The 26,566-nt window shown below is 68.7% G+C and carries 30 protein-coding genes and 5 pseudogenes; 16 read left to right on the forward strand and 19 right to left on the reverse strand.

Going from position 1 to position 26,566, the window contains the following annotated elements:
• Positions 1–24: 24 nt before the first annotated feature.
• The 7 genes and pseudogenes from AC5P09_RS32670 to AC5P09_RS32700 all read right to left on the reverse strand — a co-directional run bounded on the left by AC5P09_RS32670 (position 25) and on the right by AC5P09_RS32700 (position 6,240).
• Complete coding sequence (locus AC5P09_RS32670; protein WP_493877331.1) at positions 25–1,518, reverse strand: MFS transporter; 1,494 nt, start codon at positions 1,516–1,518, stop codon at positions 25–27.
• A gap of 110 nt (positions 1,519–1,628) precedes the next feature.
• The gene (locus tag AC5P09_RS32675; RefSeq protein ID WP_329333517.1) at positions 1,629–2,114 is read right to left on the reverse strand and encodes a MarR family winged helix-turn-helix transcriptional regulator; all 486 of its coding nucleotides are present in this window, start codon (positions 2,112–2,114) and stop codon (positions 1,629–1,631) included.
• Positions 2,115–2,600: 486 nt separating this feature from the next.
• Positions 2,601–2,975 carry a DUF6069 family protein gene (locus AC5P09_RS32680; RefSeq protein ID WP_493877332.1) on the reverse strand — a complete coding sequence of 125 codons (375 nt, stop codon included), beginning with the start codon at positions 2,973–2,975 and terminating at the stop codon, positions 2,601–2,603.
• Positions 2,976–3,054: 79 nt separating this feature from the next.
• A complete protein-coding gene (gene lgt / locus AC5P09_RS32685; protein WP_493877333.1) occupies positions 3,055–3,921 on the reverse strand; it encodes a prolipoprotein diacylglyceryl transferase in 867 nt (288 codons plus the stop codon).
• Between the two features lie 202 nt (positions 3,922–4,123).
• The gene (locus tag AC5P09_RS32690; RefSeq protein ID WP_493877334.1) at positions 4,124–5,116 is read right to left on the reverse strand and encodes an IS630 family transposase; all 993 of its coding nucleotides are present in this window, start codon (positions 5,114–5,116) and stop codon (positions 4,124–4,126) included.
• Positions 5,037–5,408, reverse strand: a pseudogene (locus AC5P09_RS32695) (helix-turn-helix domain-containing protein); the annotation flags it as partial. The gene AC5P09_RS32690 and the pseudogene AC5P09_RS32695, both read right to left, overlap by 80 nt.
• Positions 5,332–6,240: an aldo/keto reductase gene (locus tag AC5P09_RS32700; RefSeq protein ID WP_493877335.1), complete on the reverse strand. Its 909-nt coding sequence runs from the start codon at positions 6,238–6,240 to the stop codon at positions 5,332–5,334. The pseudogene AC5P09_RS32695 and the gene AC5P09_RS32700, both read right to left, overlap by 77 nt.
• A 231-nt stretch (positions 6,241–6,471) precedes the next feature.
• Between AC5P09_RS32700 and AC5P09_RS32705 the strand changes: the two genes are divergently transcribed.
• The 5 genes from AC5P09_RS32705 (at position 6,472) to AC5P09_RS32725 (ending at position 11,800) form a co-directional block, all read left to right on the forward strand.
• A complete protein-coding gene (locus AC5P09_RS32705) occupies positions 6,472–7,305 on the forward strand; it encodes a winged helix-turn-helix domain-containing protein (RefSeq protein ID WP_493877336.1) in 834 nt (277 codons plus the stop codon).
• A 439-nt stretch (positions 7,306–7,744) separates the two neighbouring features.
• Complete coding sequence (locus tag AC5P09_RS32710; protein ID WP_493877337.1) at positions 7,745–9,088, forward strand: MFS transporter; 1,344 nt, start codon at positions 7,745–7,747, stop codon at positions 9,086–9,088.
• An 88-nt stretch (positions 9,089–9,176) separates the two neighbouring features.
• Positions 9,177–9,878, forward strand: coding sequence for a transposase (locus tag AC5P09_RS32715; protein WP_493877338.1), 702 nt, complete (start codon positions 9,177–9,179; stop codon positions 9,876–9,878).
• A 30-nt stretch (positions 9,879–9,908) separates the two neighbouring features.
• Positions 9,909–11,156 carry a sensor histidine kinase gene (locus AC5P09_RS32720; protein ID WP_493877339.1) on the forward strand — a complete coding sequence of 416 codons (1,248 nt, stop codon included), beginning with the start codon at positions 9,909–9,911 and terminating at the stop codon, positions 11,154–11,156.
• Positions 11,153–11,800, forward strand: coding sequence for a response regulator (locus tag AC5P09_RS32725; protein ID WP_493877340.1), 648 nt, complete (start codon positions 11,153–11,155; stop codon positions 11,798–11,800). Before AC5P09_RS32720 ends, AC5P09_RS32725 begins: the two co-directional genes overlap by 4 nt.
• 388 nt (positions 11,801–12,188) lie before the next feature.
• Here AC5P09_RS32725 and AC5P09_RS32730 read toward each other — a convergent pair whose 3' ends face one another.
• A complete protein-coding gene (locus AC5P09_RS32730; protein WP_493877341.1) occupies positions 12,189–12,347 on the reverse strand; it encodes a hypothetical protein in 159 nt (52 codons plus the stop codon).
• A 379-nt stretch (positions 12,348–12,726) separates the two neighbouring features.
• Between AC5P09_RS32730 and abc-f the strand changes: the two genes are divergently transcribed.
• The gene (abc-f, locus tag AC5P09_RS32735) at positions 12,727–14,394 is read left to right on the forward strand and encodes a ribosomal protection-like ABC-F family protein (RefSeq protein ID WP_493877386.1); all 1,668 of its coding nucleotides are present in this window, start codon (positions 12,727–12,729) and stop codon (positions 14,392–14,394) included.
• Between the two features lie 19 nt (positions 14,395–14,413).
• Here the strand turns inward: abc-f and AC5P09_RS32740 are convergent.
• The 3 genes and pseudogenes from AC5P09_RS32740 to AC5P09_RS32750 form a co-directional block, all read right to left on the reverse strand.
• Positions 14,414–15,207: pseudogene (locus AC5P09_RS32740) on the reverse strand (NF041680 family putative transposase); the annotation flags it as partial.
• Positions 15,171–15,299, reverse strand: a complete 129-nt coding sequence (locus tag AC5P09_RS32745) for a hypothetical protein (protein ID WP_493877390.1) — start codon at positions 15,297–15,299, stop codon at positions 15,171–15,173. The pseudogene AC5P09_RS32740 and the gene AC5P09_RS32745, both read right to left, overlap by 37 nt.
• 214 nt (positions 15,300–15,513) lie before the next feature.
• On the reverse strand, positions 15,514–16,572 hold the full coding sequence (locus tag AC5P09_RS32750; protein WP_493877342.1) for a vWA domain-containing protein: 1,059 nt from the start codon (positions 16,570–16,572) through the stop codon (positions 15,514–15,516).
• 128 nt (positions 16,573–16,700) lie between these two features.
• Here AC5P09_RS32750 and AC5P09_RS32755 point away from each other — a divergent pair.
• Positions 16,701–16,922 (forward strand): annotated as a pseudogene (locus AC5P09_RS32755) (IS5 family transposase); the annotation flags it as partial.
• Between the two features lie 202 nt (positions 16,923–17,124).
• On the opposite strand, the gene AC5P09_RS32760 reads toward AC5P09_RS32755, so the two are convergent.
• Positions 17,125–17,976, reverse strand: a complete 852-nt coding sequence (locus tag AC5P09_RS32760) for a helix-turn-helix domain-containing protein (RefSeq protein WP_493877343.1) — start codon at positions 17,974–17,976, stop codon at positions 17,125–17,127.
• A 139-nt stretch (positions 17,977–18,115) separates the two neighbouring features.
• On the opposite strand from AC5P09_RS32760, the gene AC5P09_RS32765 reads away from it, so the two are divergent.
• Positions 18,116–18,382, forward strand: a complete 267-nt coding sequence (locus tag AC5P09_RS32765) for an Atu4866 domain-containing protein (protein WP_493877344.1) — start codon at positions 18,116–18,118, stop codon at positions 18,380–18,382.
• A gap of 130 nt (positions 18,383–18,512) precedes the next feature.
• Positions 18,513–19,106, forward strand: a complete 594-nt coding sequence (locus AC5P09_RS32770; protein ID WP_493877345.1) for an SDR family NAD(P)-dependent oxidoreductase — start codon at positions 18,513–18,515, stop codon at positions 19,104–19,106.
• On the opposite strand, the pseudogene AC5P09_RS32775 reads toward AC5P09_RS32770, so the two are convergent.
• From AC5P09_RS32775 to AC5P09_RS32785, 3 genes and pseudogenes are all read right to left on the reverse strand, one after another.
• Positions 19,051–19,173, reverse strand: a pseudogene (locus AC5P09_RS32775) (S24 family peptidase); the annotation flags it as partial. The gene AC5P09_RS32770 and the pseudogene AC5P09_RS32775 sit on opposite strands and share 56 nt — an antisense overlap.
• 33 nt (positions 19,174–19,206) lie before the next feature.
• On the reverse strand, positions 19,207–19,626 hold the full coding sequence (locus AC5P09_RS32780) for an ATP-binding protein (RefSeq protein ID WP_493877346.1): 420 nt from the start codon (positions 19,624–19,626) through the stop codon (positions 19,207–19,209).
• A gap of 233 nt (positions 19,627–19,859) precedes the next feature.
• A complete protein-coding gene (locus AC5P09_RS32785) occupies positions 19,860–20,027 on the reverse strand; it encodes an FhaA domain-containing protein (protein ID WP_493877347.1) in 168 nt (55 codons plus the stop codon).
• Between AC5P09_RS32785 and AC5P09_RS32790 the strand changes: the two genes are divergently transcribed.
• Positions 20,019–20,213, forward strand: coding sequence for a VanZ family protein (locus tag AC5P09_RS32790; protein WP_493877348.1), 195 nt, complete (start codon positions 20,019–20,021; stop codon positions 20,211–20,213). The genes AC5P09_RS32785 and AC5P09_RS32790 overlap by 9 nt on opposite strands.
• A gap of 71 nt (positions 20,214–20,284) precedes the next feature.
• Here the strand turns inward: AC5P09_RS32790 and AC5P09_RS32795 are convergent, their stop codons facing one another.
• The 4 genes from AC5P09_RS32795 to AC5P09_RS32810 all read right to left on the reverse strand — a co-directional run bounded on the left by AC5P09_RS32795 (position 20,285) and on the right by AC5P09_RS32810 (position 23,018).
• Positions 20,285–21,415 carry a PP2C family protein-serine/threonine phosphatase gene (locus AC5P09_RS32795; RefSeq protein ID WP_493877387.1) on the reverse strand — a complete coding sequence of 377 codons (1,131 nt, stop codon included), beginning with the start codon at positions 21,413–21,415 and terminating at the stop codon, positions 20,285–20,287.
• Positions 21,416–21,854: 439 nt separating this feature from the next.
• Positions 21,855–22,091 carry an XRE family transcriptional regulator gene (locus tag AC5P09_RS32800; RefSeq protein WP_493877349.1) on the reverse strand — a complete coding sequence of 79 codons (237 nt, stop codon included), beginning with the start codon at positions 22,089–22,091 and terminating at the stop codon, positions 21,855–21,857.
• A gap of 374 nt (positions 22,092–22,465) precedes the next feature.
• Positions 22,466–22,801 (reverse strand): hypothetical protein, encoded by a 336-nt coding sequence (locus AC5P09_RS32805; protein WP_493877350.1) that lies wholly within the window; start codon positions 22,799–22,801, stop codon positions 22,466–22,468.
• Positions 22,776–23,018, reverse strand: a complete 243-nt coding sequence (locus AC5P09_RS32810; protein ID WP_493877351.1) for an ArsR/SmtB family transcription factor — start codon at positions 23,016–23,018, stop codon at positions 22,776–22,778. Before AC5P09_RS32810 ends, AC5P09_RS32805 begins: the two co-directional genes overlap by 26 nt.
• A 125-nt stretch (positions 23,019–23,143) precedes the next feature.
• On the opposite strand from AC5P09_RS32810, the gene AC5P09_RS32815 reads away from it, so the two are divergent.
• The 6 genes and pseudogenes from AC5P09_RS32815 to AC5P09_RS32840 all read left to right on the forward strand — a co-directional run bounded on the left by AC5P09_RS32815 (position 23,144) and on the right by AC5P09_RS32840 (position 26,555).
• Entirely contained in the window at positions 23,144–23,575 is a 432-nt protein-coding gene (locus tag AC5P09_RS32815) for an imine reductase family protein (RefSeq protein ID WP_493877352.1), read from the forward strand.
• 21 nt (positions 23,576–23,596) lie between these two features.
• Entirely contained in the window at positions 23,597–24,139 is a 543-nt protein-coding gene (locus AC5P09_RS32820; RefSeq protein WP_493877353.1) for a barstar family protein, read from the forward strand.
• A 279-nt stretch (positions 24,140–24,418) separates the two neighbouring features.
• Positions 24,419–24,757: a hypothetical protein gene (locus tag AC5P09_RS32825; RefSeq protein WP_493877354.1), complete on the forward strand. Its 339-nt coding sequence runs from the start codon at positions 24,419–24,421 to the stop codon at positions 24,755–24,757.
• Positions 24,758–24,764: 7 nt separating this feature from the next.
• Positions 24,765–24,919: pseudogene (locus tag AC5P09_RS32830) on the forward strand (IS5/IS1182 family transposase); the annotation flags it as partial.
• Between the two features lie 83 nt (positions 24,920–25,002).
• Positions 25,003–25,941 carry a sigma-70 family RNA polymerase sigma factor gene (locus AC5P09_RS32835; protein ID WP_493877355.1) on the forward strand — a complete coding sequence of 313 codons (939 nt, stop codon included), beginning with the start codon at positions 25,003–25,005 and terminating at the stop codon, positions 25,939–25,941.
• Positions 25,942–25,997: 56 nt separating this feature from the next.
• Positions 25,998–26,555, forward strand: coding sequence for a dihydrofolate reductase family protein (locus AC5P09_RS32840; protein ID WP_493877356.1), 558 nt, complete (start codon positions 25,998–26,000; stop codon positions 26,553–26,555).
• Positions 26,556–26,566: the final 11 nt, after the last annotated feature.

A 26,566-nucleotide genomic window follows, 5' to 3' on the forward strand; every position in this document is an offset into this window, starting at 1 on the left:
GGTGTGGGTGGGTGAGAGGGCGGGTCAGACGGCTGTGGCGGGGGCGGGAGCCGGTGTGTCGGCGGCCGGCTCCTGGGCGGCCTGCCGCTCGGGACGGCGCAGCATGGTGAAGGCGACGGCGAAGGCGATGACCAGAAGTCCCGCACCCACCGCGAAGGCGAGCCGGTAGCCGCCGGTCAGCGCCTCGGCCGCTGTCCGGCCCTCCGCTGCGAGGCTCTCGGTGCGGGAGGCGGCCAGGGTGGACAGGACCGCGACGCCCAGCGCCATGCCGATCTGCTGGGTGGTGTTGAACAGGCCGGACGCGAGGCCGGCGTCCTCCTCGTTCGCGCCGGACATACCGAGTGTGGTCAGCGCCGGCAGCGCGAGGCCGAAGCCCGCGGCGAGCAGCATGACCGGGAGGAGGTCGACGGCGTAACTGGCCTGCACGGGGACGCGGGCGAGGAGGGCGAGGACGCCGATGAGGAGCACGATGCCCGCCAGCAGGACGTTGCGCTCACCGAAGCGGGCGTTGAGACGGGCGGAGACTCCCAGGGAGACGGCACCGATGACGGCGGCTGCCGGGAGCATCGCGAGGCCGGTCTCGGCGGCGCCGTATCCGAGGACCTTCTGGAGGTACAGGGCGACGAGGATCTGGAAGGAGAAGAGCGCGGCGACCATCAGGGTCTGGACCAGGTTGGCGGCGGAGACGCTGCGCGAGCGGAAGATCCGCAGCGGCATCAGCGGGTTCTTCGCGGTGGCCTGACGGACGAGGAACGCGGCGAGCAGTACGGCGGCGAGGGCGCCGAAGCCGAGGGTGCGGCCCGAGGTCCAGCCGTACTCCTCGACCTTGACGACGGTGTAGATGCCGAGCATCAGACCTGCGGTGACCAGCACCGCGCCGACGACGTCCGCGCCCGCCTTGAGGCCCAGACCGACGTCACGGGGCAGGACGCGGACGGCGATCGCGAGGGCGGCGATGCCGATCGGCAGGTTGATGAAGAAGATCCAGTGCCAGTTGAGCGCGTCGGTGAGTACGCCGCCGAGGACCTGGCCGATGGACGCGCCCGCCGCGCCGGTGAAGCTGAAGACGGCGATGGCCCTGGCGCGCTCCCTGGGCTCGGTGAACAGCGTCACGAGGATGCCCAGGCTGACGGCGGAGGCCATCGCGCTGCCGATGCCCTGGAGGAAGCGGGCGGCGATCAGTACGGCGGGCGAGGTGGCCACGCCGGCCAGCAGCGAGGCGGCGGTGAAGACGGCGGTGCCGGCCAGGAACATGCGCCTGCGACCGATCAGGTCGCCGAGCCGGCCGGCCAGCAGGAGCAGGCTGCCGAACGCGATGAGGTAGGCGTTGACGACCCAGCTGAGGCCGGCGGGGGTGAACCCCAGGTCGTTCTGGATGGCCGGCATCGCCACGGTCACGATGGAGCCGTCGAGGATGATCATCAGCATCGCGGTGGCGATGACGCCGAGGGCGAGCCGACGTGAGCGCGGAGCGGCGGGAGATGCGGGTGACGGCGCGGAGTCGGATGCGGCAAACATGCGGTCTCTCCTGTCAGTTGGAACGACAGGAGAGACCGTAACAGATGGTTTCGTTGCAGACTATTTCTTTCGGACTTAGTTTTGGACTTACTTTGGCCCCGCTCCCCCACCTACCTCGACTGGCGCGCCCGGCGGGCGGCGCGCGGGGTCTCGACAGGGGTCGCCAGACCGTCGTCGACCAGACGATTCAAGGCTCGCAGGAGGACCTCCCTGTCCCCCTCGGGAAGCGGGGCCAGGGCGTCGCGGTGCACGCGGTCGACGATCTCCTGACTCTGCCCGGCGACGCGGGCACCCTCGTCGGTGACGGCGATGATCCGGGCCCGCCGGTCCGTACTGGAGGGGCGGCGCTCGGCCAGACCCGCCTTCTCCAGGGCGTCCACCGTCACCACCATCGTGGTCTTGTCCATGTCGCCGATCTCGGCGAGCTGGATCTGGGTGCGCTCCTCCTCCAGGGCATGGACGAGCACACAGTGCATGCGGGCGGTCAGGCCGATCTCGGCGAGAGCGGCGGACATTTTGCTCCGCAGGACGTGACTGGTGCGGTCAAGGAGGAACGACAGGTCCGGTTCGGTGCGCGCGGGCGTCATGGCGGTCATACCTGCCAGGGTAGAGCAGATCGATCCGAGGCGGATTATCCCGAAGCGACCTTAATGGGGCCCGGGCAGACCAGATCGTCCAAGCCAGCGCTACCTGCGGGCGGTCGCACAACGCTGCGTCCGGCGGCCCACACGCTCCCTGCACACCGAGCGCGTTCGAGGTGCACCTCGCGCAGAGCGAGCTGGTCCGAGCGCTGCGCGCACCGGAGTGCCGTCCGCGCCCAGACGTCGAGAAGGACTTGGCGGCTGTGCGCCGTGTGCTTCGGACCGGCCAGCGGCAGCAACTGGCGTTCATGCGTGCCCCGGGCGAGAGCCGTGCGCACACCTGGTCGATCGGGGGCTTCACCACTCGATGGAACAACTCGACGGGACACGATCCCAGCCCTGCCTGTACGACACCCTCCGGAGGTCCCTGAAGAGCTCCGGCAGTACATGGCTCAAGGCTCCCGCCCGCCGTCATCCGCATCGTCAGCGTGTTCTTTCAGGTCACCGCACCGAGCCCAGTGGCATGACCCTGCGGTACGCCCGCACCGCGATCACCGCGACCGCGACGTGCATGATGAGCAGCGCCGCCACACCGGTCGCCCCGCCCTCGCCGAACTGGAAGAAATCCGGAACGAAGGAGATGACGACGACCGAGGGGACGAGTCGGCGGAGCAGCCGTTCGGGGTTTTGGGAAGCCCTGCGGACGATGCCCCAGCCGACGGCTCCCGCCAGCACCCCCAGGGCGGTCAGGAAGACGTACGACGGGGGCTCCAGCGGGTCGAAGTCGTCCGGCGCGCCCATCACGTGCGCAAGCACAGCGATCAAGGCGTTCGCCAGGGAGGACAGCAGGAAGGCGATGAAAACGCCTCCTGCCACCACCAGCGGGCCCCGTTGCGAAGAGCGCGTTTCGGAGACAGGGGACATAGCAACTCCAGATTTCGAGAGAGGGACATGGTCAGTTCGTGGGACTGCTGCTCGAGTCCACGCGCTGAAGGAGACGGTCGGCGTCGGCATCGCCACGGCTGTCGGCCGCCCGCCGTGTCGCAGCGATGAGGTAGGCGAGGGCGGCCGCGAAGACCAGCAGCGCGGTCCAGTCGTTCAGGCGCAGGCCGAGCATGTGGTGCGCTTCGTCCACCCGCAGGTACTCGATCCAGAAGCGGCCGACGCAGTAGGCGGCGGCGTACAGCGCGAACGTGCGGCCCCGGTCGAGGCGGAAGCGGCGATCCGCCCACAGGATGAGGGCGACCACGGCGAGACACCACAGCGACTCGTACAAGAAGGCGGGGTGGTAGGTGGCCAGTCCGGGGGTGGCCTCGGGCCGGTGCGAGGGATCGATCTCCAACGCCCAGGGGAGGGTGGTGGCCCGCCCGTAGAGTTCCTGGTTGAACCAGTTGCCCCAGCGGCCGATGGCCTGCCCCAGGGCGATGCCGGGGGCGACGGCGTCGGCGAACGCGGGCAGGGGGACGCCGCTGCGGCGGCAGCCGATCCAGGCTCCGAGCGCACCTCCGGCGATGGCGCCCCAGATGCCGATGCCCCCGTCCCAGATGAAAAGGGCTTCGAGGGGATCGCCGTCCTTACCGAAGTACGGTTCGCTGGACGTGACCACGTGGTAGAGACGAGCGCCGGCCACCCCGAAGGGAACGGCCCACAGGGCGACATCCGTCACGACGGTCCTCTCACCACCGCGGGCGGCCCAGCGACGACCGCCCACCCATACCGCCGCGGCGATCCCGAGGATCAGCATCAGCGAGTAGCCGCGCAGCGGGAGCGGGCCCAGGTGGATCTCGCCGATGGACGGGCTGGGAATGAAGGCCAGGGACACTGGTGGTTCCTCACGAGGTGCGGTGAGGGCTGCGGCCGCCCGGGGGCGGGACCGATCGTCGCCGCCCGCACCGGCCTGGCACATCGACCGATCGACGCATCAGTCACCACCGATCGGTGGACCCCGTCCGCACCGGCCGGCTGATCCTGCGGCCACCTCCCTGCGCCTGAGTGGTCAGCCTCGGAAGTCCTTCGGGGGTTGATCAAGCGGTGAGGTGGAACGAGGATTCTTCTGGGCGATCGGCGGTATGCCGGTCGAGCCTGGCCAGCAGATCGTCAAGGTCGGCGGTGGTGAACTTCCACTGGAACGGCTGTGCCGTGGCGTTGTAGCGGTCTTCGAATCTTCGGAGCCGGTCCCTGACCTCGTTGAGGTCGGTGAAGTCGTTGGGTGAGACGACTTTGCGCTGCACGACGGAGAAGTAGATCTCGATCTGGTTCAGCCAGGAGGCATGGACAGGGGTGTGGACCATGAGCGCGTTCGGGAAGGTGGCGGTCAGGCGGTCGTTGGCCTTCTGCCCGCGATGGGAGGAGCCGTTGTCGACGATCCAGAACACGCGTTTGGCGCTGGCGTAGGGTTCCTGGCTCATGACTTGGGTGACCAGGTTCATGAAGGGCTCGATGCCGGTGCGAGGTTCGGTACGGCCGAATACTTTCGCGTGGTGGACGTCGTAGGCGGCCAGGTAGGCCAGTGCGCCTCCGCGGCCGTAGGTGTGGTTGACGCGCATGGCGCGGGCCTGGCCGGGTGCGAGGGGGTGGCAGCGGCAGCGGGCCTGGATGGAGGTTCTCGTCCCCGCTGATGACGTACTCGTCCTCGCCCAGGTGCTCGCCCGCCAGGTTCGGGCGTACAGGTCCAGCACGTGCTCGGCCTTGGTGCGGAACTGCGGATCGGTGATGAAGATCCAGGAGCGGTGCTGCCAGGGCTTGAGTGCGTCCCGGGTGAGCCAGCGGCGCACGGTGGCCGACATGGAGGTCGCGATGCCGCGCTGGGCGGCTTCGCGGGCCAGTTCCGGGACCGACCAGCGGGACAGCGGCACCCCGCTCTCGGCGGGCAGTCGGCAAGCCAGGGCCTTGATCTCGGCCGTCTGCAGGAGTGTGAAAGCCGGTGGCCGCCCCGGCCGCTTGCGGTCCTTGCAGGCCGGGCAGTCCCTTCTCGGCGAACCGGCCCCGCCAAGTGCGCACGGTGTCCACGTGCACACCCACCTCGCGCGCGATCCGCGCGTTGGGCCGGCCTCGAGCCGCCAGGAGCACGGTCTGGGAGCGGATCCTGGCCTGGTGCGCAGTCTTATGACCGAAGGCCGACTTCTTCAGCCGTCGCCGCTCGGCGGCGGCAAGGACTACCGGACGCGCGGCAGGAACAGACACGACAGCCAAGCCGACCAGCGGAAGCGGATCACAGTTCCGAGGAGCTTGTTCATACCGTTTCGTGGCGAAGGGAGTCCAGGGCGGTGAGTTCGTACTCGGACAGAAGCAGGGAGCCAGCGGCCACATTCTGGGCGAGGTGGCCGGGGTCGCCGGTACCGGGGATGGCCAGGACGTGGGGCCCCTGGTGCAGTGTCCAGGCCAGCCGGATCTGGGCCGTGCTCACCCCGCGGGCGCGGGCGACGGCGAGCATCTCGTTGCTGTCATCGGTGGTCGCGCCAGCCGTGCGTCCGGTGCCGGCGATCGAGTAGAACGGCACGAACGCGATGCGCTGTTCACCACAGAGGTCCAGGAATTCTTTCTGTTCAAGTGATGCGCCGATTCCGTACATGTTCTGCACGCAGACCACGGGCGCGATGGCCTGGGCCTCGGCGAGGTGGTGGGGGCGGACGTTGGACAGGCCCAGGTGACGGATGAGTCCGGCCCCGCGCAGTTCGGCGAGTGCGCCGAAGCGTTCGGCGATCGAATCGGTGCCGACGATGCGCAGGTTCACCACGTCGAGGTGGTCACGGCCGAGCTGGCGCAGGTTCTCCTCGACCTGGCCGCGCAGCAGCTCGGGGGTGGCGTGCGGCAGCCACTGACCCGAGGGATAGCGGCCGGGGCCGACCTTGGTGGTGATGACGAGGTCGTCCGGGTAGGGGGCCAGTACCCGGTTGATCAGCTCGTTGGCACTGCGCAGCGGCGAGAAGTAGAACGCGGCGGTGTCGATGTGGTTCACGCCGAGTTCGACCGCCCGGCGCAGCACCCCTATCGCCTGGTCGCGGTCGCGTGGGACGGCATCGGCCGCGAACGCCTCGCCGCTCTGGGGCAGGCGCATCGCGCCGAAACCGATCCGGTTGACCGTGCGGTCGCCGAGCGTCCAGGTGCCCGCTGCCGCCGCGTTGATCGTCTGTGAGGTCATGGGCAGGATGATCTGTGCACGTTGGGCTGGCCCGCCATTGATTCACACATGACTGAATCCATTGAGGAGTGGTCATCCTGGCGGAGCTGTCGTTCTCGGCGAGCGATCTGGCGCAGGTGCGGTTCGCCGTCTCCCCGATGTGGGAGGCGGCGCCCAGCTTCCGGCTCTTGAGGTCCGCCGCCGCGCATCCGGTCCACCAGCCCTGGGTCGACCAGGTACGGGCCGCGAGTGATGGCCGCCGGTCTGGACCGGCGCTGGCTGTCCGAGCTGATTCCGCCCACCGGCTACGTCCCCGACTTCCTCAACCCGGCCCCCGCAGGACCGGCCCCCACACCGGCGGCAGAGTGTGATGCGATCCGGGCCTCGCCTGTGGACCGGGTACGCCAGGACCTCGACCACCTCGCCCGCCACCAAGGCAAACTCGGCCCTCGGCTGCGGACTCTGCACGCCGACCCGCAGACCCGCCTGGCCAAGGTCACCGAAGAGATCGAAACGTACTGGGAGCTGGCACTCGCCCCCTACTGGGACCGAATGCGGACAGTGCTGGACGCCGACATCTTCTACCGGGCCCGCATGGTCGCCGAGCACGGCGCGGGCCGCCTCTTCAACGACCTGCACACCTCGGTGAGCTGGGACGACAACGCGCTGCGGATGGCGCGCCGAAAGCAGCCGCTGACCCGCAAGACGGCAGGGACAGGACTGCTGCTGATCCCGTCGGCATTCACGGGGCCGGGACTGCGCACCCGGACGACGCTGCCGGATCCACCGCAACTCGTCTATCCGGCCCGCGGCGTCGGCACACTATGGCAGGCCCGGCCCGCCACCCGGGCCCACACCCTCGCCGCCGTACTCGGCCGCTCGCGAACCCTACTGCTGACCGAACTCGAAACCCCGGCCTCCACCACACAGTTGGCCCACCGCACCGGACTCTCCTCAGCCGGGGTATCCCAAAATCTCACCGCGCTACGCAACGCGGGCCTGGTCAGCGCCCACCGCGCGGGCCGCTCCGTCCTCTACGCCAGCACCACTGCGGCCGAAACCCTCCTCAAAGCAGCATCCGCCTGAGACTCGGGTCGACCCCGAAGGACTTCCGGAGCCGACCACTAAGAGGTCGCGCGGATAGGAGGAAGTAATAGAGGCAGCATCTGGTCCGACGGCGCTGTTCGGCCGGGACCGACCAGGAACTGGGTGCGGTGTCGGGGCAGTTGACAGATTTGTGGCGGAGTGATCCCTAGGGATTACGTGCCGTCGGCTCCGGTAGCATCGGTGCCATGTCTGGTGCTTCGTGCGCGGCTTGTGCCGCGGTGACGAGGACGCTCCGCTAGCGGCGGGGCGTTCGTCTCACTTCTGTTGAACGTTCTGCCGCTCCGTGGTTGGACCGGAGCGGCACGTTCGTGCTGCTCGGAACTTCTTCTGGGCAACGGAGTACTCGGTGTTCTCAGGCATTCTCTTTCCGCTCCGGGACGGATCGTCCCCGGTGCGTGCGTGGCTGGTGCTGTGCTGCATGGCCATGCTGCAGTTCTTCATCGCGGTTGACGTGACCGTGGTCAATGTCGCCCTGCCCTCGATCGGCGCCGACTTCGGCGTCGACGGTCACGCCCTGACCTGGGTCGTGGTCGGGTACACGATCACCGGCGGCGGGCTGCTGATGCTCGGCGGCCGGCTGGGCGACGTGCTCGGCAGGCGCCGCATCCTCCTGCTCGGCACGACTCTGTTCGGTGCCGCGTCTTTGCTGGCCGGGCTCGCGCCTTCCTTCGCAGTGCTGGTGACGGCCCGGCTGCTGCAGGGTGCCGGGGAGGCGATCGCGCTTCCGGCGGCAATGGCGGTGATCGTGCTCATGTTCCCCGAGGGGCCACGCAGGTCGCGGGCGCTGAGCGTGTGGGCGGCCGTCGCGAGCTGTGGCCTTGTCCTCGGGTTCGTGGTCTCCGGGATCATCACCGAACTGCTCGGCTGGCGGTGGATCTTCCTGGTGTCCGTGCCGTTCATCCTGGTCGTACTCGCTGCAGCAGTCTTCCTCGTGCCAAGCGAACGGCCTGCCGAGCCCGCACCGCTGGACCTTCCCGGTTCGCTCCTGCTGATCGCGGCTCCGCTGCTGTTCACCCTCGGCGTCGTCGAGGCAGGAGAGGCGGACAGCACGCTGCCCTGGCTGGCGCCAGTGGCGCTGGTCGGCGCGGTAGCAGCCGGGGCCCTGTTCATCAGCGTCGAGCGCCGTTCGCGCAAGCCGCTCGTGCCGCTGCGGTTCTTCCGCAACCGGCCGCGCGTCCTGGCCAACCTTGCCACCGCTTTGCTGAGTGCGGCACTGTCCACCTCGTTCCTGCTGTTCACCTACTACTTGCAGGACCGGCTGGGCGCCGGCCCACTCCAGGCCGGTCTGACGATGCTGCCCCTGGCGGTGTCCCTGATTGTGGCCTCGGTGCTGGTTCCCCGGCTGCTCGGACGGTGGGGCGCCCGGGCCTGTGTCCTGACCGGCATCGGCTTCACCATGCTGGCGGTGGCAGCCATCGCGCTGGTCTCCCACCTCGGAGCCACCGCTCTGGCGATGGTTCCGGCCATGATGCTCATCGCTGCCGGGATGGGGTTCGGGATCGTCGGGCTGCAGTACGTCGCGGTGAGCCGAGTGACCGAAGACGACGCCGGCATCGCCTCCGGCGTCCAGCGAGCTGCCGACCAACTGGGCGGTTCCACCGGTATCACGATCTACGTCGGCATCGGGTTCGCTCCCATCCTGGACGGCACCGACCCGTTCCTCGCCAGTAGCTTCCTGGCCATCGCCGGGCTCGCCGCCGCCGGGTTCGTCGCCTGGCGGATCTCCTTGCCCGCCACGGTGATGGAGGAAACGCTCGGGTGATCCCAGACAGGGCTGCGCCCGTCCGGCGGTCCGGCCGGGCGCAGCCGTGGACAGGCCCACGATCACCACCGGTCAAGCAGAAGGTCACGTGCCCGTCCTGCCTTCCTCCATCACCGACCCTTTATGGGAGCAGTTCCACGCGCTGATCCCACGCCGCCAGGTCGCTCATCCGCTGATCGCCGCAGGAGTCTTCGAAACCCTGCACCAGGCCGCGCTGGATGCCTATGTCCAGGCCATCGGCCTGGACCTGGATAACCTCGCCGTGGACGGCTGCACCGTGAAAGCCCACGGCGGTGGGGAGAACACCGGCCCATCGCCTGTGGACCGCGGAAAATCAGGGATCAAACGATCGCTGCTGGTCAACGGCGGCGGGCTCCCGGTCGGGTGCGCGCTCGCCGGTGCCAACCGGCATGATTCACCACTGTTACGCCCCACCCTGGAGACTCTTGGGCGCTTCGGCTTCCATCTGCCCGACCGGATCATGGTGCATCTGGACTCGGGCTACGACTCGCGCGTGACCCGCAATCTGCTGACCGAGCTCGGCTGCGGATGGCAGATCACTCCGAAGGGCGCGTTCCTGCCGATCAACCACACCCGCCGGTGGGTTGTCGAACGGACGAACTCCTGGCACACGCGGGGCTTCAAGTCACTGGCGATCGTCACGGACCGGCGTGCGGTGGTGCAGGCCGCGTGGGTAGCGCTCGCCAGCGCGGTCATCGTGATCCGGCGCCTGATCCGCAAAGCATGGGCGGCCTACCGATGGGACACACGACCCGCCCGACGCCCGTGACCTATCCGCGCGAACTCTAAGCTGAGGGCCATGGAACTGGGTCAGGTGTGGGAGAAGGAACACTGGAAGGCCGTCGGACAGCACGCCTTCTTCGCTGTCGTGCTCACCCTGTCCGTACTGGGTGCCCTCGCCGGGACCGACTTGACGACCGGCACGGCACTGCTGGGGATCGGCTTGGCGGTCGGAATCGCCGCCTGGTACGCGTACTGGATCGTGCTGCGGGGCGGCGCCGATCGACCGCCGCTGCCCTACCTCGTCGGGGCGCTGGCGGGGTGGGTGATCATGGCCGTGGTGGACCCCGCGCTACTCCCGGTCGCCCTGGCCGTGTTGACCCCGTACTGGCTGCGAAGGGCCTGGTGGTCGGCCGGCGGGGTGCTGGTGCTGGGCGGCGCCTGGTCGTGGCAGCGATTCAGCACGGACGGCTCCGTCGGCGCGCGGACGCTCACGGGCTGCGTGCTCGCGACCGCGGTGGCGGTCACCATCGTCTGTTACGTCGCCACCCTCGACCACGAGAGCCACAAGCGCCAGCGGCTCCTGGACGAGCTCACCGCCACCCAGGCGGAACGAGCGGCGGCGGAACGTCAGGCGGGCACCCTGGCCGAACGTCAGCGCCTGGCCCGAGAGGTCCACGACACCCTGACCCAGGGCTTCGCGTCCATCTCCATGCTGCTGGACGCCGCACGCGACGACCTGCCACCCAACTCCCGCGCGGCCCGACGCGTCGAGCAGGCCATGCGGACGGCCCGGGACAACCTGGCCGAGAGCCGCCGCCTCGTGCAGGCCCTCCGCCCGGCGCCGCTGGACCGCACGCACCTGGCGGACGCGGTCCGCGAACTCACCACCCGACTGACGGAGGAGACCGGCATCGAGGCTTACGCGGTCGTGACCGGCCGACCCGTCGCTCTGCCTCCCAGCAGCGAGGGCGAGTTGCTGCGTGTCGTGCAGGAGGCACTGACCAATGCCCGGAGGCACGCCCACGCGGTGAGCGTGTCGGTCACGCTGTCCTACCTCGGAGACCTCCTGGCCATCGACGTCCAGGACGACGGCACCGGTTTCGCACCCGCTGCCCGGCATGCCGGCATCGGGCTGATCACCATGCGGGAGCGCATCGCCGCCCTGGGCGGCACGTTCGCGGTGGAAAGCGGCGCGGGCGAGGGTACGACCGTCGCCGTCACGGTGACGCTCCCGATCGCACCTTCGGTCCACGTCCCTGTCGACCCTTCGGCCGCCGAAGCCTCACCCGTGGCCGGTACCGAGCGGATGGCCCCGGCATCATGAGCACTTCGACCGGTTCCAAGATCCGCATCCTCCTCGCAGATGACCACCTCATCGTCCGCGAAGGGCTTGCCGCCATACTCGCCACCCAGCCCGACCTCACGGTCGTCGGCGAAGCAGCCAGCGGTACCGAGGCAGTGCACCAGACCACCTCACTCGCACCCGACGTCGTCCTCATGGACCTGCAGATGCCCGGCATGGACGGCACCGCCGCAACCGCCGCCATCCGCGCCGCCCATCCCCAGGTCCAGGTCCTCGTCCTGACCACCTACGACACGGACGCCGACATCACCGCAGCCATCGACGCCGGCGCGGTCGGCTACCTGCTCAAGGACACCGGACGACACGAGTTGTGCGAGGCCGTGCGCACCGCCGCCCGGGGAGGAGCGGCACTGTCCCCCACGGTGGCCGCCAAAGTCCTCGCCCACATGCGCGGCGACCGGGGCGCCGGCCTGTCCGGCAGGGAACTCGAGGTTCTGTCCGCCCTGGCCCGCGGGCAGAGCAACAAGCAGATCGCCCGCGCCCTACGCCTGTCCGAGGCAACGGTGAAAACCCATCTGCTGCACATCTACGCCAAGCTCGACGTCGCCGACCGCACCGCTGCCGTCACCGCCGCACTGGGCCGGGGCATCATCCGCATCGACTGAACGCCTCATCCGATCAACCAGGCCTGAGATGTGCCCGGATCCATCTGGCGGATAGCCGTGTGCGACGGATGCTCAAGGCTTCCGGGTCCGCAGCATGGCCGCGCTCCGTGCGGCGGTGCAGCGCGGATTGTTCAGTTCGTGGGCGAGTGCGGTGAGCCGTTCGCGGGTGGGTCGACCGGGATGTTGCCGGCCTCGAGATACGTGGCGGCAACGGCCCAGATCACGGTTGGGTTGGACGCGCACGTGTCGATGACCAGCACCCCGCCGTCGCCGGCCACGGCCCCCGGCGTTGTTGTCCACCAGGCCCGTGGGGCTGCACTCGTCCGTGGACCCCGGCAGCAACTCCTGGAGCCTGGCCGAGCCGTCCGGTCATGCTTTCGCACGTCACTCAAGAGGACAGGTTGGCAACGCACATGTCGCGGATGACTCGGAAACCGCCGGGCGGGGTGTGCGGCAACACCGGGACGGTGGCGCGGACGCGGCCGAGGATCTGCTCGGCCGATGTGTCGGCCCGCTCCAGCATCCCGAGCAGGTCGACCCCGCTCATGACCCGTCCCGCTTCACTGTCCGGCCACACATGGGGACCACGGGGACATGGGCGCGAGAACCCAGCATCCTCGGAGTCGCACAGCGTGGGCAGCGACGGAAACGGCGGTAGGGGGTGAGGCGAGGCGGAGGGCTGGGTTGGGCGCGCTTCAGCCGATCTTCGTCATGGCCCACCGTGGCGGAGAGCCGCCGTTCCACGACCACTGGATCATGTTGCTGCCCTGGATGGTGACGTTGCCGTTGTCGAGGACCTTTCCGCTGCAGGCCGCCTCAACCTATTGACGAGACGAAACGTCTCGTCTAACTTATTGCTCGTCGGTCAGCAGCTCACGCGCCTTCTGCTTGCCGCGCGATCCTGTTCACCCAGCAAAGGACTGCCCTTGCACTGTGCTTCCGTCGACACCACCGCCACCGCTCTTCCTCTCACGGCGTCTCAGATCGCTCTCGCCGAGGTGACCAAGCGCTACGGCGATCGCATGGTGCTGGACCGCGTGTCTCTCACAGTCCGGCCGGGCGAAAAGGTCGGGATCGTCGGGGACAACGGCTCTGGGAAGTCCACGCTCCTACGGCTGCTGGCAGGACAGGAGCCTGTCGACAACGGCAGCCTGACCGTCATGGCACCAGGCGGGATCGGCCACCTCAGCCAGACTCTCGATCTGCCCGGCTCGGCGGGCGTGGGCGATGCCGTCGATCACGTACTGGGCGAACTGCGCGCCCTGGAGCACCGTATTCGTGTCGCCGAGGCCACACTGGGCACGGCCGGCACCGCTGAGTTCGAGCGCTACGCCGCACTGGTGGCCGAGTTCGATGCGCGGGGCGGGCACGGAGCGGATCGCCGGGTCGAGGTGAGCCTGCGCCGGCTCGGCGAGCACGCGCCACTGGACCGGAAGCGTGTGCTGAGCACCCTCTCCGGAGGGCAGCGCTCCCGGCTCGCGCTCGCCGCGACCCTCGCCTTGGCCCCCGAACTGCTGCTGCTCGACGAGCCGACCAACGATCTGGACGACGAGGCCGTGGCCTGGCTCGAAGGACATCTGCGCCGTCATCGGGGCACAGTCATCGTGGCCACGCACGATCGGGCGTTCCTGGAACGCGTCACCGACACCATCCTGGAAGTGGACCACGATCAGCGCACGGTACGGCGCTACGGCAATGGATACGCCGGCTTTCTGGCCGCCAAGGCGGCGGCCCGCGCCCGGTGGGCGTGGGATCACGAGCAATGGCGCAATGAGGTCGCCCGGCAGGAACACCTCGCCGACTCCGGTATCGGGCGGCTGGCCGAGATCCCCCGCAAGGGGCCGTGGGCGTTCAGCGGCGCCGGCGCTTTTCGAGCGCGCTCGCGAGCACACGGCGCACAAAGCCGCATCCGGAACGCACGCGAGCGGTTGCAACGGCTCACGGAGCACCCCGTGCCGCCACCTCCGCAGCCACTGCGGTTCACAGGCCGCGTCGAAGGCACGCCGACCGCCGGGGAAACACCAACGACAGCACACCTGGAAGGCGTCCTGGTCAAAGGGCGGTTGTACCTTCCGTGCCTGAAACTCGCCCCTGGTGACCGACTCCTCGTCACTGGCCCCAACGGTGTCGGCAAAAGCACCCTTCTCCAGCTGCTGGCAGGGGAACTGACGCCTGACGCCGGCATCGTGCACCGACCGCGCCGGGTCGGATTCCTACGTCAGCAAAGCGCGCCCGACGACGCCTTCGATGCCCGAACGCTGCTCGCGGCATTCGCGGCCGACAGGACGGGGCAGCCCGACGAGCACGCCGACGCACTCCTTGCGCTCGGCCTGTTCCAGGCCGCCGACCTCGCTGTTCCCGTACGGAATCTGTCGGTCGGGCAGCGCCGCAAGCTCGAACTGGCCCGGCTCGTGACGGCCGGCCCACTCGATCTGCTCCTGCTCGACGAGCCGACGAACCACTTGGCCCCCGCCTTGGTGGAAGAGATCGAGGCAGCCCTGGCCCACTACACCGGCACGCTGGTCGTGGTGACGCACGACCGGCTCCTGCGCGAACGCTTCCACGGTCCCCGCCTGGAACTACCTGCTTCGTAGTCGAGTTCTGAGCTCGTGCTTATGGTCTGACTTGGTCAAATCCGGCGATGGTCTCGGGTCGCGTGGCGGTTTTCCCCACGTCGTGGTGGGTGGCTGGGTGTCGGTTCTTCGAGCCGAGTGGGCTGCCGGGGCCAGGCCGGTTGGGTTTCGGCGCACGGGCCGAACAGGACAAGTCCGGGCGGAGGTCCTGAACTCCCGGCGGACCCGGGCGGGGTGAGCCGGCCCGGGCTCGGCCGGCTTCTCCCAACGGCGGCGGAGATCCGCGGCCAGCGGCCGGGCGAAGCAGCGTTGGTGTGGGCGGCGACGACAAGCCACGTCCACCGGCCCGCCGCCTGGGGCGTGCGGAGCTTCGGGGGGTGTCCAGCCCAGCGTCTGATTGATCATCCAGAAGGCGTGCTCGAGATCGAATCTGCGCAAGAACGCCAGCCAGCGCAGGTCGACGTCCTCGCCGGACAGCCCGGTGGCCGACGTCCGCAGCCAGACCGGGAGTGCATCGTGGGCGCCGGGCAGGCGGTCGTCTCCAGGCGAATCAACGTGCCTTCGTTCAAAGGGAGTTCGCCGACGTTGTCGATCTACGCCGATCGGGTGGTCAGACAAGGACAGATGCGGCTCCCAGGCCATCGCGCGAGCGGTGCCGTAGCGGTTGGTGACCTGCACGGTTACGGCGTCAGGCTCGCCCCAGGTGTCGGGCTCGGCAAAGCGGAACTCCTTGCCGCGCTTCGGCGATCGTCCGCCCTGTGACGATGAGATCCACGGCACCGGGATCAGCTTGCGCATCACCCGGTCCGCACGTATCCGCCCGAGGACCTCCACAGCCCGCGCCGTTGCTCGGCCACCAGCGTCAGGTCCACCGGCGCCCTCACCGGCCCGTCCGCACACAGCAACGCGTCCACCAGCTCGAACACAATGCTCCTGCCCCTTTGGGCTGGTGCGGGCGCCGGGGCCACCCACTTCGTCAGGAGGCGAATCAGGTGTCGCCGTCAGTGTCTGTGAACAATCCCCGGCCTTCGCGCCACCCCGTGCCGCCGGTGACCGCACGGGGCGACATCTGTTGCTGCCGGAGGTATCGAGCGATGGGAGCAGACTGCTCCCGAGCCCCCCGCTCGTCGCTCTTTGATTTCAGAGCATGATGAGCAGACGCGTCTTCGGCTTGAGCTTCCTATTCACCGAACGACTTTGTACGTACACCTCCAGCTTGGGGTTGTTCCCCGCCTTCACGGAGACGGTCCCCTGGACACCCGTACCGAACAAAAGGCTGCGCGCCGCGTCGCCCGTATAGGCGCGGTCGGTGTCTTTCTCGACCACGATGACTTCCTTGTTCTGCTGAACCTGAGCCCGGGCGCCCAGCTGGTAGTAACACGAACCACGTTCGTACGTCACGCCCGGATGTGAATCGACGAAGGAGCGAATCTCGACCTCCTTGTCAACTTTCAGGAGCCGGTACTTGTCGGCCGGAATCGGTTCGAGCTTCGCCCGCACCTCGTCAACCGATATGTCCTGACCGACGGCGAACAGGTTCTTCGTGCCGCGCACCCCCTGCTCTCGTCCGCGGAGGAAGCTGGTGGCGGCAGCGCGCACGGTGCCGATCGCCTCCTCGACGCCCTTCTGGGAATCCGCATCCCAGATGGCGATGTTTCCGGCCGGGAAACCGTAGTTCTGGGCGGTCCGCTTGGCCAGGGAGTTCGGAACGAGGATCGCGGAGGTCCAGTGGCCCGGAAGCCCGCTCATCTTCGCCGTGATCCTGTCGAGCCAGGGGCCAAGGATGGCCATGTCGCCGTCGTGCCGCCTGTCGCCGCCGGAGGCGTTCTCCTCGCCGTCCGTCACCACGATCTGGAGGAAGCTGTGCTCGCCGTATTCCTCCCAGATATGGCCCAGGTCGTCCAGGGACTTCAGAGAAGCCTCAATGAGGGCCGTAGCGCCATTGTTGACCTGGTACAGCCCCCGCATGGACGGCAGATGCTTCACGTCCATGTCCCAGACCAGGTTCTCCACCCTATGGTCGAAGGAGTAGAGGCTGATCCGGGTTTCGTGGCCGAGGCTGTCCGATTCGGCCTTCAACCCCGCCACGAACTCGTCCACAACGCGAATGAGTTGACTCTGGTGCGGACGCATTGAACCCGAACAGTCCACTACCAGCGCGACGTGATTCACCTTGTGCTGGATCTTGTTTGCGGACATGTTTCTGCTCCCCCTCCGAGGCTCCCCGAGTGATGTCTCCACTCTATGGGGAGGCACTGACAACTGAGTTTGACGCTCAATCACCTGCCTGCGTCAGTGCTGTGTCCGGCATCCAGGAGATGCCCACGACCGTTCCCGAACCTGCCGACCAAGTTGGTCACCGGCGGCGGCGTGGCCCCGATGGTGACCGACCGCCACGCTTCGACCGTGAGGACTACAAAGCTCGGCACGCTGTCGAGTCCGGGATCAACCGGCTCAAGCGGCACCGGACGGTGGCCACTCGCTATGACAAGCTCGCGGTCCGCTACGAGGCCACCCTCCTCATCGCCGTTCTCAACGAATGGCTATGACACCTGCACGATCGCCCAGCATCATGGTCGCTATGGACACGCCGAGCACCGACTTGATCACCATCGCGGCATACGAAAACCTCGGCCGCCTCCACCCGATGGCAGCCGCAGTGCATCGGCCCCAGACTCTTGTCTCCGACCTCAGCCACGCCAAGGTGAGGATTGCCGGGCACCATTGCCGCCGATCTCCATGTGCGTCGACTCAGTAGTGGTGGGGCCTGGGTTCGGCCTGGCGCCGGGTGGCGTGGATGGAGCCGAGGAGATTGAGGGCCTGGGCGCTGGGGCTGCCTGGTTCGGCGTGGTAGATGACGAGTTGCTGGCCGGGGGCGTCGCGTACGTCGAAGGCCTGGTAGGTGAGGGTGAGGGGGCCGACGTCCGGGTGGAGGAATTGCTTGGCGTCCTGGGTCTTGCCGCGCACGGTGTGGGCGTTCCAGAGGCGGGTGAAGTCCGTGCTGTGCTCGGTGAGGGTGCGGACGAGTTCGCGCAGCCGTGGGTTGTCGGGGTCGAAGCCGGCCGCCTGGCGCAGATTGGCGACGGTGGCCTGGGCCGCCCGGTTCCAGTCCGAGTAGAAGTGCCGGCCCGCGGGGTCGAGGAAGGTCATGCGGGCCAGGTTGTCCGCCGGCTCGAACGGTGCGTAGAGGGCGTTGGCCAGGGCGTTGGCGGCGAGGAGGTCCAGGGTTCGGCTCATGACGAACGCCGGTGTGTTCGGGTAGCCGTCCATCAACTGGCGCAGCGCGGGACTGACCCGCTCGGCGGCGTGAACGGCAGGCCGGTCACTCGGTGTGGCCCCGGCCAGCCGGTACAGGTGCGCGCCGGCATCCGCGTCCAGGCGCAGCGCGCGGCTCAGCGCTTCGAGTACCTGGGGTGAGGGGTTGCGCTCGCGCCCTTGTTCCAGGCGGGTGTAGTAGTCGGCGTTCACTCCGGCCAGGACGGCGACCTCCTCGCGGCGCAGTCCGGCGACTCTGCGGGCCCCGTAGCTCGCCATGCCGACGTCCTCCGGCCGCAGGCCGGCACGGCGTGAGCGCAGGAAGTCTCCCAGGTGGTTGTCGTCCATGAGTTCAGGCTAGGCGGCGGCCCGGTGTGCTGCCTGGGTGTGCCACACCCAGGCAGCACGCGTCCTGGTTGATGGCCGCCGACCTGCCCAGACTCGGTGGAACGGGAAGGACCGCACCAACCGAGGAGAGGAGTCCGCCATGGCCGGGACCGCTGAGAGCGACCACGTCGACGTGGTCGGGATGTGGGTGACCGCGGACGGTCACATCCGCCAGGAGCTGCTGCCGGACGGCCGCTACGACGAAGCCCGCGGCAAGCGGCGCAGCGCGTACACGGGCCGGTACACGGTGACCGGCAGTCACCTGGACTACATCGACGACACCGGGTTCACCGCGACGGGCGACATCCGGGACGGAGTGCTCTACCACGAGCACCTCGTGCTCTACCGGGAGCAGAAGTCACCGTAACGGAGGCCGCGCCAAGGTCCTCCTGGTCACGCGCCAAGGTCCTCCTGTCACCGCAGCGGGCAGCGGGATCGGCGGCACAAAGAAGCCCGACACAGCAGTCAGCATCAACGAGAATCAAAGGACCATTTCCATGCCAGGACCACGACTTGACGGCAGGGTCGCCCTGATCACTGGCGCGACCGGCGGCCTCGGCACAGCAACCGCCGAACTCTTCGCCCGCGAAGGCGCCCGGATAGTGATCACTGAAGTCGCCGAAGGTCCCCTGCGGGACTTGGCCCACCGGATCGAGGCCCACGGCGTGGAGGTCCTCGCTGCCCGCCTCGATGTCTCCTCCGCGCGTGGCGACATCACGCAGGAAGAGACCGCTGCCCGCGCGGTGCAGTCAGCCGTGGACACCTTCGGCGGGCTGGACATCCTGGTGAACAACGCCGGACGCACCCTGAACAAGCCCGTCACCGAAACCACCGCTGAGGACTGGGACGCCATGATGGCAGTCAACGCCCGCGGCTCCTGCTTCTGCGCCCGCGAAGCCTTCCGGGCCATGAGGGCCCGCGGCGGCGGAGCCATCGTCAGCACCGGCTCCTACACCTGCACCGTCGCCCTGCCCGAGGCGCCGCCTACCGCGCCTCGCGGTTCTGGAGCAGGCGGAGCACGCCGACGACCTTGCCGAGGATCTGCGCCTGGTCGTCGGGGATCGGCTCGTAGGCGGGGTTGCGGGGGATGAGCCCCACCTGCCGCTCCTGCCGGCCCAATACGTTGACGGTTGCTTCGTCTTCCAGGAGCGCGGCGATCCCCTCGGCGGTCGACCGGGCGTGGGTGCAGTGTCAGATGGCCAGGACCGCGCGTACCCGCTTGCCGCCCCCGGTGACCGGAGTGACGTCGAAGCGCTCGGCCAGGCACCGCACCATGGCCAGGCCCCGCCCGCTCTCGGCATCGGCCGCGGGTGGCCGTAGACGGGGCCGGGCCGAGCTGTCGTCGGAGACCTCGACGGTCACCTGCCCATCGGTCACCCACAGGCGCAGGCGGCAGCCACCATGGCCGTGCCGGGTGGCGTTGGCGACCAGTTCGGACACGATGAGCGTCGCGTCGTCGATCTGCTCGGCATGCACCGGCGCCATCCGGTGGCGAGGCCGGGCGAGAAACGCTGAGGTCAGCCTCCGCGCCAGTCCGGCCGAAGTGGCCTCGTCGGGCAGCAGATACTCCACTCGTACGGAACGCCGATGGGTACGCCGATGCGTACGCATGGCGGATCACTTCCCCTCCTAGGACACCCGGCATGCCCGCGGCCTGGCCGCTCGCCGGGGCCGCGCCAAATCTTGGGCGGCCGGTCCTGCCCAGTCCTGATGCCCCTGGACGGTGATCGCCAACCCGCATGCATGCGGGCGACTTGACGGGGCCGGCCTGCCGGAGGGCCACGCAACCCGCGCTCACCTGGGGACTTGGTGCAGAGAGGCCGCAGGACCGTCACCTATGGGGACTATGTGTCTGCGGACACTGAAGCGGTGGACCTCGTTCCCCTCCGCCGGGATGAGCTGGACAGTTGCTGGTGTGATTCCGGTGGGAGCTCGATGACGAATGCATTGGGTACCAAGACACGTCGCCGGTCCAGGATCAAGGCGCGGTCGTCGCACTCCCGGTGCAGCATTCTGACCACGTCGGCGTGATGGCGCTGGTGATGCTGCTGGTCGAACTCGTCCCAGGCGCCGTGATCACCGGACGGGCCTTCGACATCGACGACGTCCTGCTCAACACGTCGGGCGCCTTGCTGGGCTACCTGCTGATCGGTCGTCAGCTGAGCCGCGCCGTGTACCCCAGGCGCCGCCACTGGTAGCACCGCTTCACGCAACGATCGGCCACTGCCGCCGGCTGAGGGCCCGCCGACAGACGGATGGAGGGGCGGGTTCAGGTGCGGTCCGTCTCGTCTGCCACGGGGGCATCGGCGGGGCCGAGCCATTGGCAGATCAGGATGGTGGCATCGTCCTGGAGCTGGCCGTCGTGGTAGTCGAGGAGTGTGTGGATGAGGCGGCGCAGGGTTTCGGGGACGGGCAGTCCGTCGGCGTGGTGGCGGATCAGGAAGTCGGTGAAGCGTTCCACACCGAGTTCGGTATCGCCGCTGCCGCGGGCTTCGGTGATGCCGTCGGTGTAGAACACGATGCGGTCACCGGGTTCCAGCTGTTCACGGCACATGGTGGCTTCCAGCCCCAGTGCCGTGCCCATCGGGTGTGCGGGTTTGCAGTTCAGCTGGCTGCTGGAGCGGCCGTCACGGATGAGTACCGGCGGCAGGTGGCCTCGGTTGACCCACGTCAGGACTCCGGTGTCGGTGTCGAGATCGGCGAGGATGCCGGTGACGTATCGCGTCCTGTCGTATTGCTTGATCAGCGCGTTCTCGACCGCTTCGCCGATGTCGAGCAGGCTCCCGCCCTGGCGGCGTGTGTTGCGGCAGGTCCCCATGGCCAGGGCCGCGGTCAGGCCGGCAGCGGTGTCGTGGCCCATCGCGGCGGAGATCGCCACGCGGCTGTCGGCGTAGGTGGGAGGCGGCATCAGGTGCCATTGCATCTCGGCGGCGATGTTCAGCGGTTCGGTGCGCATCAGCCGGGCATAGGAGTCACTGCTCTGCCGTTTGCTCACGATGATCAGTGCGAGCAGGGAGGCCAGCAGTTCCATGTTCTCGCGTGTGCGCGCGTCGTCCGCCTGCGTGGTGAGGCGCAGTACGCCCAGGCGCTCGGTGCCGTTGAGCAACGGCACCCACCACTGCTGTTCTTCGGGATCCGAGCGGCCACCGTGCAGTATCTGCCCGTACTGGTAGGCCCGGCCCGGCAGCGTGCCCTCGATCTTGATGCCGGCTTCCTCACCGCCGGGTTCACCTGCGGCGTCCAGTCCCTGCCCGGTCAGCAGGTGCAGCGTCTCGCGCTGCAGGTCGGCCAGATAGATCAGTGCTTGCGTGAAACCTGCGGACGCCGCATGCTCGGCCGTCTTGGCCGGCAACCACTCCAGGGGTATCAGCCGACTCGAGGCCAGCAGACCGGCCAGCATCTTCCCGCCACCCCGGCCCTGATCGTTCACAGGCGTTCTCCCTCACCCCGCATCCTCAACCGACCCCGGCACGGCGCTGTGTAGGGGGCTCGCTCACTCTAGTCTTCCTGGCCCGGCGAACCTCCATCCTTTGGGCACACGCAGCTGCCTGGCTGGGCGACCGGCCCAGCAGAGGCAGGGCACGGGGCGGATCATGTCCTTATGGTGTTCTGCGCAGCCGCGGCAGAGCCTGATGCCCTGCATCACTGGCCATGGCGCCGCCTTGGGACGTTGCGGGCCTGCGGGGCATGTGGCGCGGGCCGCGCTGGTGCGCCTCGCCTCCAGGCCCATTCGGCTGCCGCCCCGGCCAACCCGGCCGGGGCGAAAGTGATCAGGTCCCGAATCCGCCACGTCCGAGGTCTCGGGACTGCGGCGTGACGGGGGAGTCCCGCGGCAGCCGTCAGGCCGGCGCCGGTGCAGCGGTGCGGGCAGCTTCCTGGACATCCAGCAAGGGCAGTGCCAGAGCCTCGGCGAGCTCCGACAGTTCCTCCGGGGTGGGCCGCACTGGGCCGTGGGCGCCGTCCGCGGCGAAGACGCGGATCCGCGGGGTGCGAATGCCCGTACGGTCGGCGAGGTCCTGTGCGTTCAGGTGCCTGCGTCGCATGGTCTGTTGCAACAGCTGTGAAAGTTCGGCCATTTGTTTCACCTGCCCTGAACTATCCGACTTATAGCCGCCCTCACCTGCATGCGTGACTCTGAGGCACGGCGGTGAGGAACTCGGGATCACCCAGATGCACGTCTCCCGCACCCTGAACCGCACCCTGAACCGGCTCGAAGCGAAGCTCTCCGCGCGGCGGTAGGCACCACCCCGAGGCAACCACCCCAACACGGGCCGGTGGGACGCAAGGAAGCTCTGAGCCGGGAGGTCGGCCACTGCTCGCACGCCACCTGGCCAACTTCCCTGCCGTTGACCTCGCGCATCTCACCCGCGGAGTCGGACAGAGACTGCGGGAAGCTTGTCCCGCCGTCCCCCAGCCCGAGTGGTGCGGCCCGCAGCCGGCGGCGACAGGGTCACGTCGTCTTCGGTGAGTCCGTGCACCAGAACAGGCGCCGCAGTGAGGCATCGCTGTCCGTCCGGCGGTGTTCGACCAGATCGTCGGTGTACAGCAGGAGCACCTCTCCGGGCGGCGGAGGATGACTCGCGCCGGAGATAGTGCACGTGTCGGAGCCGGGGTCGATGTCGATGTCGGAGCCGGGGTCGATGAGGGCCGGCGGACAGGTGGCCACCCGGTCGACGCGGATGCCCGCGACCCGGTGGTCTGCCTCTTCCCGGGTCCGCTCGACCGGGGCGCCGGAGACGGCCAGGGTTTTCCTCGTCGGTTCACCGTGCCACGGTGGCGAGGACATCGTGGCCCAGTCGCTGGATGACGTCCGTGGCGAGCCGGTGCCGCACCAGTTTGCCGTCTCGGGTGGAGCGCACCAGGCCCGCGTCGCGCAGGGTGCGCAGGGCGCGGGAGACCTGTGGTTCGCTGGAGCCCAGCCGGGCGGCGAGTTCCGAGGTGGTGATGGGCTCGCCCAGCAGATGGCGGCACAGGTCCATCCGGGCGGGCGAGGTCAGCGCCATCAGCCGGTGGTGCAGATCCCGCAGGGTCAGCTGTCCGGCCGGGGCTGCGCCACGCGGCGCCAGACACCCTGCTGTACTACGGCGGCGACAAGACCGTCTTCGACGCGTACGAGTCGACGCTGAAGGTGCGGGGCGGTGACACCGTCCATCTCGGCGACGAGCCCGACCTGGCCGCCCTCTACGAGATGGCGGTGGGCGGCACCCTGCTGCCGGCGCTTGTCGGCTTCTTCCAGGGGGCCGCCGTAGTCCAGGCACGCGGGCTGGAAGCGCGCACGCTGGTGCGGTTCACCGTCAAGTGGCTGGAGATGATCAACTCCATCCTTCCGCTGCTGGCTCAGGAGATCGACAGCGGTGACTACAGCAAGCCCTTTTCCACCGTCAACGTCTTCCACGCGGGAATCGCCTACGACGAACAGCTCGGCCAGGAGGCCAACATCGACGTGGCCTGGCACGCCCCCCTGCACGACTTGCTGAGGCGGGCCGTCGAGGCCGGCCATGGAGACCACAGCATCGCCGCCCTGACCGAGGTGCTCAGGAAGCGGGAGCAGATGGTGTAACCCCGTGCGAGGATCCCCATCATGAATGCGCCCACCCTCGCCGCGCGCAGATCACCCTGGGTCGTCTTCACCTCCAGCAGCGACCCGTGGGTGACCGCCGAAACAGCCGCGCTCCAGGAGCAGGGTGGGATCGCCTTCCGACTGAATGGCCGAGAGCTGCTCCAACCGGCTTCACTGTTCCGTACCTTCGCGCGGGAGTTGTCCTTCCTCGGATACTTCGGCCACAACTGGGACGCGCTGGTGGACTGCCTCCACGACTGGCATGGCCCCGGGCACGGCCACCGAGATGTCGTCATCCTGATCGACAACGCCGACGACCTGCTCGGCGCGGAGTTCCTGGGACTGTTCGTCTCGGTGCTCTGTCAGGCGGCCTGGACCGCGAACTTCCAGCTCGACGCCGACGGCATCCCGTGCGAGGACCGTCCGCCGTTCGCTCTGCACTTCGTCCTACTGCTGGACCACACCCCACCCGCCGCCTTCGCCGAAGCGGCGGCGGGCGGGGCGGGCGTGGGGGTGGCCCTGACGGACGGACGGCTGACCGCCACCTTCACCGGCGAGGACTGACCGGGTCTTCCGCGCCGCGCTAGCGCCCCACGGACACCTGATCTGTGTTCGTACGCGATACGGGGGGGGGGGTTGCCTGCAGCAGGTGCACTGAGACGAGGGAGATCTTGTGCAACGCCGCGCGTCGCCGACTGAACGACCCTGCCCTTGCGTTCACGCGGTCGAACGAGATCCGAGTCACGGCCAAGTGCTGTCCCGCAAAGGCTGACTGGGGCGCGCACCAGGTGCTGAGCCAGATACTCGCGAGACTCCCACGCGGGGCTGTGGCAGCCTGCGGACATGCCAGAGCTGCGTGTTCATGCAGGCCGTCACTACGCCATCCAGTTCCACTACGCCTTGCCGGACGACGCATGGTGTGTGGAGCTGAGCGAGGCCGTCCCGGCGCCGGCCGCGTGGGCCGAGATTCCCAACGCGGCAGCGCATTTGCCTGGATCTGCCTTCCTGGTGGCGGTGATACCAGACGAGGATCCGGACCTGGAGCCGACCGTCCACATCCACAGCCACGACGAGCACGTCATTCCCTACGAGATCATGCGCTGGTTCACGGAGCACGTGGCCGAGCAGGTTGAACGCTGCCGCATCGCGTTCGAACAGGGAGAGCCTGAAGCAGTGGAATGATCACGCGATGACTGGTGTGATCACGGCAACGGAGCCGTCCTGGACAGCCCCGTTCAGCGGGCTGAGCCTGCGTCAGTTCGCCACGCCGATCACCGCGCTGGGCGCGAGGGTGCAGATCCGGTGCGCAAGGGCCGGCCTTGGAGTCTGCAGTTGGAGGACCGCGACGTTGATCGTCCAACCCGACGACCCCATGCTGGGGATCGCGGGCGGCCGTCCGGACCTGCCACGTACGCCATGATGGGCTCGTGGACTTCGAACCCTACCGGGGTGAGCTGGTGGCGTACTGCTACCGCATGCTGGGCTCGTTTCACGAGGCCGAGGACCTGGTGCAGGAGACGATGCTGCGCGCGTGGAAGGCCCGCGACCGGTACGACCGCACGCGCGCGTCCGTACGGACCTGGCTGTACCGGATCGCGACCAACGCGTGCCTGACCGCGTTGGAGGGTCGTGCGCGGCGGCCGTTGCCGTCCGGCCTTGCCGCGCCGAGCGACGATCCCGGGGCGCCGCTCACACCGACGTTCGACATCCCCTGGCTGCAACCGTTCCCCGACGCGCGGTTCGACGCAGAGGCGCGGGCCGACATGCGGCTCGCGCTGGTGGCGGCGATGCAGGTCCTGCCGCCGCGGCAGCGGGCCGTGCTCGTGCTCCGCGAGGTACTGGAGTTCAGTGCCGCCGAGGTCGCCACGCAGCTCGGGACCACGGTCACGGCCGTCAACAGCGCTCTCCAGCGGGCCCGCGCCGCTCTCGCGGACGTGGGCGACATGGGGGAGATCGCCGAGCCGGACGATCCCGAGGTCCTCGCGGTGATCCAACGGTATGCGCGGGCGTTCGAGGCGGCGGACGTCCCCGCGCTCGTACAACTCCTCACGGACGAGGCGGTCCTGGAGATGCCGCCGGTGCCGCTGTGGTACCGGGGCAGCCGCGACTACGGCCTGTTCATGCACCGCGTGTTCGAGATGCGCGGAACGGGCTGGGGCATGAGGCACCTCACCGCCAACGGACAGCCCGCGCTCGCGGCGTACGCGCCGGAGCCCGGCGGCGGGCATCGGCTGCACACGCTCCAGGTCCTCACGGTCACCAGCGGCCGGGTCGCGCACAACGTCGTGTTCGCCGATCCACTCGTGTTCGAGGCATTCGACCTGCCCCAGCAGATTTCTTCCGACGAGTTTCGCCAGACGCGATGAGTCCGGCCGATGCCGCCGGTACGTACGGGTGAGCATCGGTCGAAGGGACACCCATCGTGAGCGTCATCGTCATCGAATTCATCACCCTGGACGGGATCGTGTCCGACCCGGACGGGTCCGGGAACACGCCGACCGGCGGCTGGGCGTTCCGGCACGGCCCCGAGACGGTCGCCGGAGACAAGTTCCGGCTCGGGAGTGCGTTGGACGACGGAGTCATGCTGCTGGGGCGCACCACCTGGCAGTTGTTCTCGCGGCTCTGGCCGCGACGCGACGACCCGTTCTCCGCGCGGATGAACGCCGTGCCGAAACTGGTCGCCTCCCGCACGCTGACCGACGTGTCGGCATGGGCGAACTCACAGGTCGTCGACGGCGACCTCGTCGACGCCGTCAAGCGCGAGCGACGCGATGTGATCATCACCGGCAGCCTGAGCGTCGTGCACGCGCTGATGGCCGAGGACCTGATCGATGAGTACCGGCTCCTGACCTTCCCCACGATCCTCGGCAGCGGCGAGCGACTCTTCCCCGCCGGCGGCCCGCCCTCGCACCTGGAGTGCCTGTCGGCCGAGCAGGCCGACGCCACCGTGCTCGCGCAGTACGGGAGGGCAGCACGATGACGGTTCGATTC

The organism is Streptomyces sp. a15 (assembly GCF_059026085.1).

Bases quoted from the DNA above. Each gene is read 5' to 3' on its own strand.
- AC5P09_RS32670 (WP_493877331.1), bottom strand. From the start codon at position 1,518: ATGTTTGCCGCATCCGACTCCGCGCCGTCACCCGCATCTCCCGCCGCT.
- AC5P09_RS32675 (WP_329333517.1), bottom strand. From the start codon at position 2,114: ATGACCGCCATGACGCCCGCGCGCACCGAACCGGACCTGTCGTTCCTC.
- AC5P09_RS32700 (WP_493877335.1), bottom strand. From the start codon at position 6,240: ATGACCTCACAGACGATCAACGCGGCGGCAGCGGGCACCTGGACGCTC.
- AC5P09_RS32705 (WP_493877336.1), top strand. From the start codon at position 6,472: ATGGCCGCCGGTCTGGACCGGCGCTGGCTGTCCGAGCTGATTCCGCCC.
- AC5P09_RS32710 (WP_493877337.1), top strand. From the start codon at position 7,745: ATGGCCATGCTGCAGTTCTTCATCGCGGTTGACGTGACCGTGGTCAAT.
- AC5P09_RS32720 (WP_493877339.1), top strand. From the start codon at position 9,909: ATGGAACTGGGTCAGGTGTGGGAGAAGGAACACTGGAAGGCCGTCGGA.
- AC5P09_RS32725 (WP_493877340.1), top strand. From the start codon at position 11,153: ATGAGCACTTCGACCGGTTCCAAGATCCGCATCCTCCTCGCAGATGAC.
- AC5P09_RS32730 (WP_493877341.1), bottom strand. From the start codon at position 12,347: ATGAGCGGGGTCGACCTGCTCGGGATGCTGGAGCGGGCCGACACATCG.
- AC5P09_RS32750 (WP_493877342.1), bottom strand. From the start codon at position 16,572: ATGTCCGCAAACAAGATCCAGCACAAGGTGAATCACGTCGCGCTGGTA.
- AC5P09_RS32760 (WP_493877343.1), bottom strand. From the start codon at position 17,976: ATGGACGACAACCACCTGGGAGACTTCCTGCGCTCACGCCGTGCCGGC.
- AC5P09_RS32765 (WP_493877344.1), top strand. From the start codon at position 18,116: ATGGCCGGGACCGCTGAGAGCGACCACGTCGACGTGGTCGGGATGTGG.
- AC5P09_RS32770 (WP_493877345.1), top strand. From the start codon at position 18,513: ATGCCAGGACCACGACTTGACGGCAGGGTCGCCCTGATCACTGGCGCG.
- AC5P09_RS32780 (WP_493877346.1), bottom strand. From the start codon at position 19,626: ATGCGTACGCATCGGCGTACCCATCGGCGTTCCGTACGAGTGGAGTAT.
- AC5P09_RS32785 (WP_493877347.1), bottom strand. From the start codon at position 20,027: ATGCTGCACCGGGAGTGCGACGACCGCGCCTTGATCCTGGACCGGCGA.
- AC5P09_RS32795 (WP_493877387.1), bottom strand. From the start codon at position 21,415: ATGCTGGCCGGTCTGCTGGCCTCGAGTCGGCTGATACCCCTGGAGTGG.
- AC5P09_RS32800 (WP_493877349.1), bottom strand. From the start codon at position 22,091: ATGGCCGAACTTTCACAGCTGTTGCAACAGACCATGCGACGCAGGCAC.
- AC5P09_RS32805 (WP_493877350.1), bottom strand. From the start codon at position 22,801: ATGTCCTCGCCACCGTGGCACGGTGAACCGACGAGGAAAACCCTGGCC.
- AC5P09_RS32810 (WP_493877351.1), bottom strand. From the start codon at position 23,018: ATGGCGCTGACCTCGCCCGCCCGGATGGACCTGTGCCGCCATCTGCTG.
- AC5P09_RS32820 (WP_493877353.1), top strand. From the start codon at position 23,597: ATGAATGCGCCCACCCTCGCCGCGCGCAGATCACCCTGGGTCGTCTTC.
- AC5P09_RS32825 (WP_493877354.1), top strand. From the start codon at position 24,419: ATGCCAGAGCTGCGTGTTCATGCAGGCCGTCACTACGCCATCCAGTTC.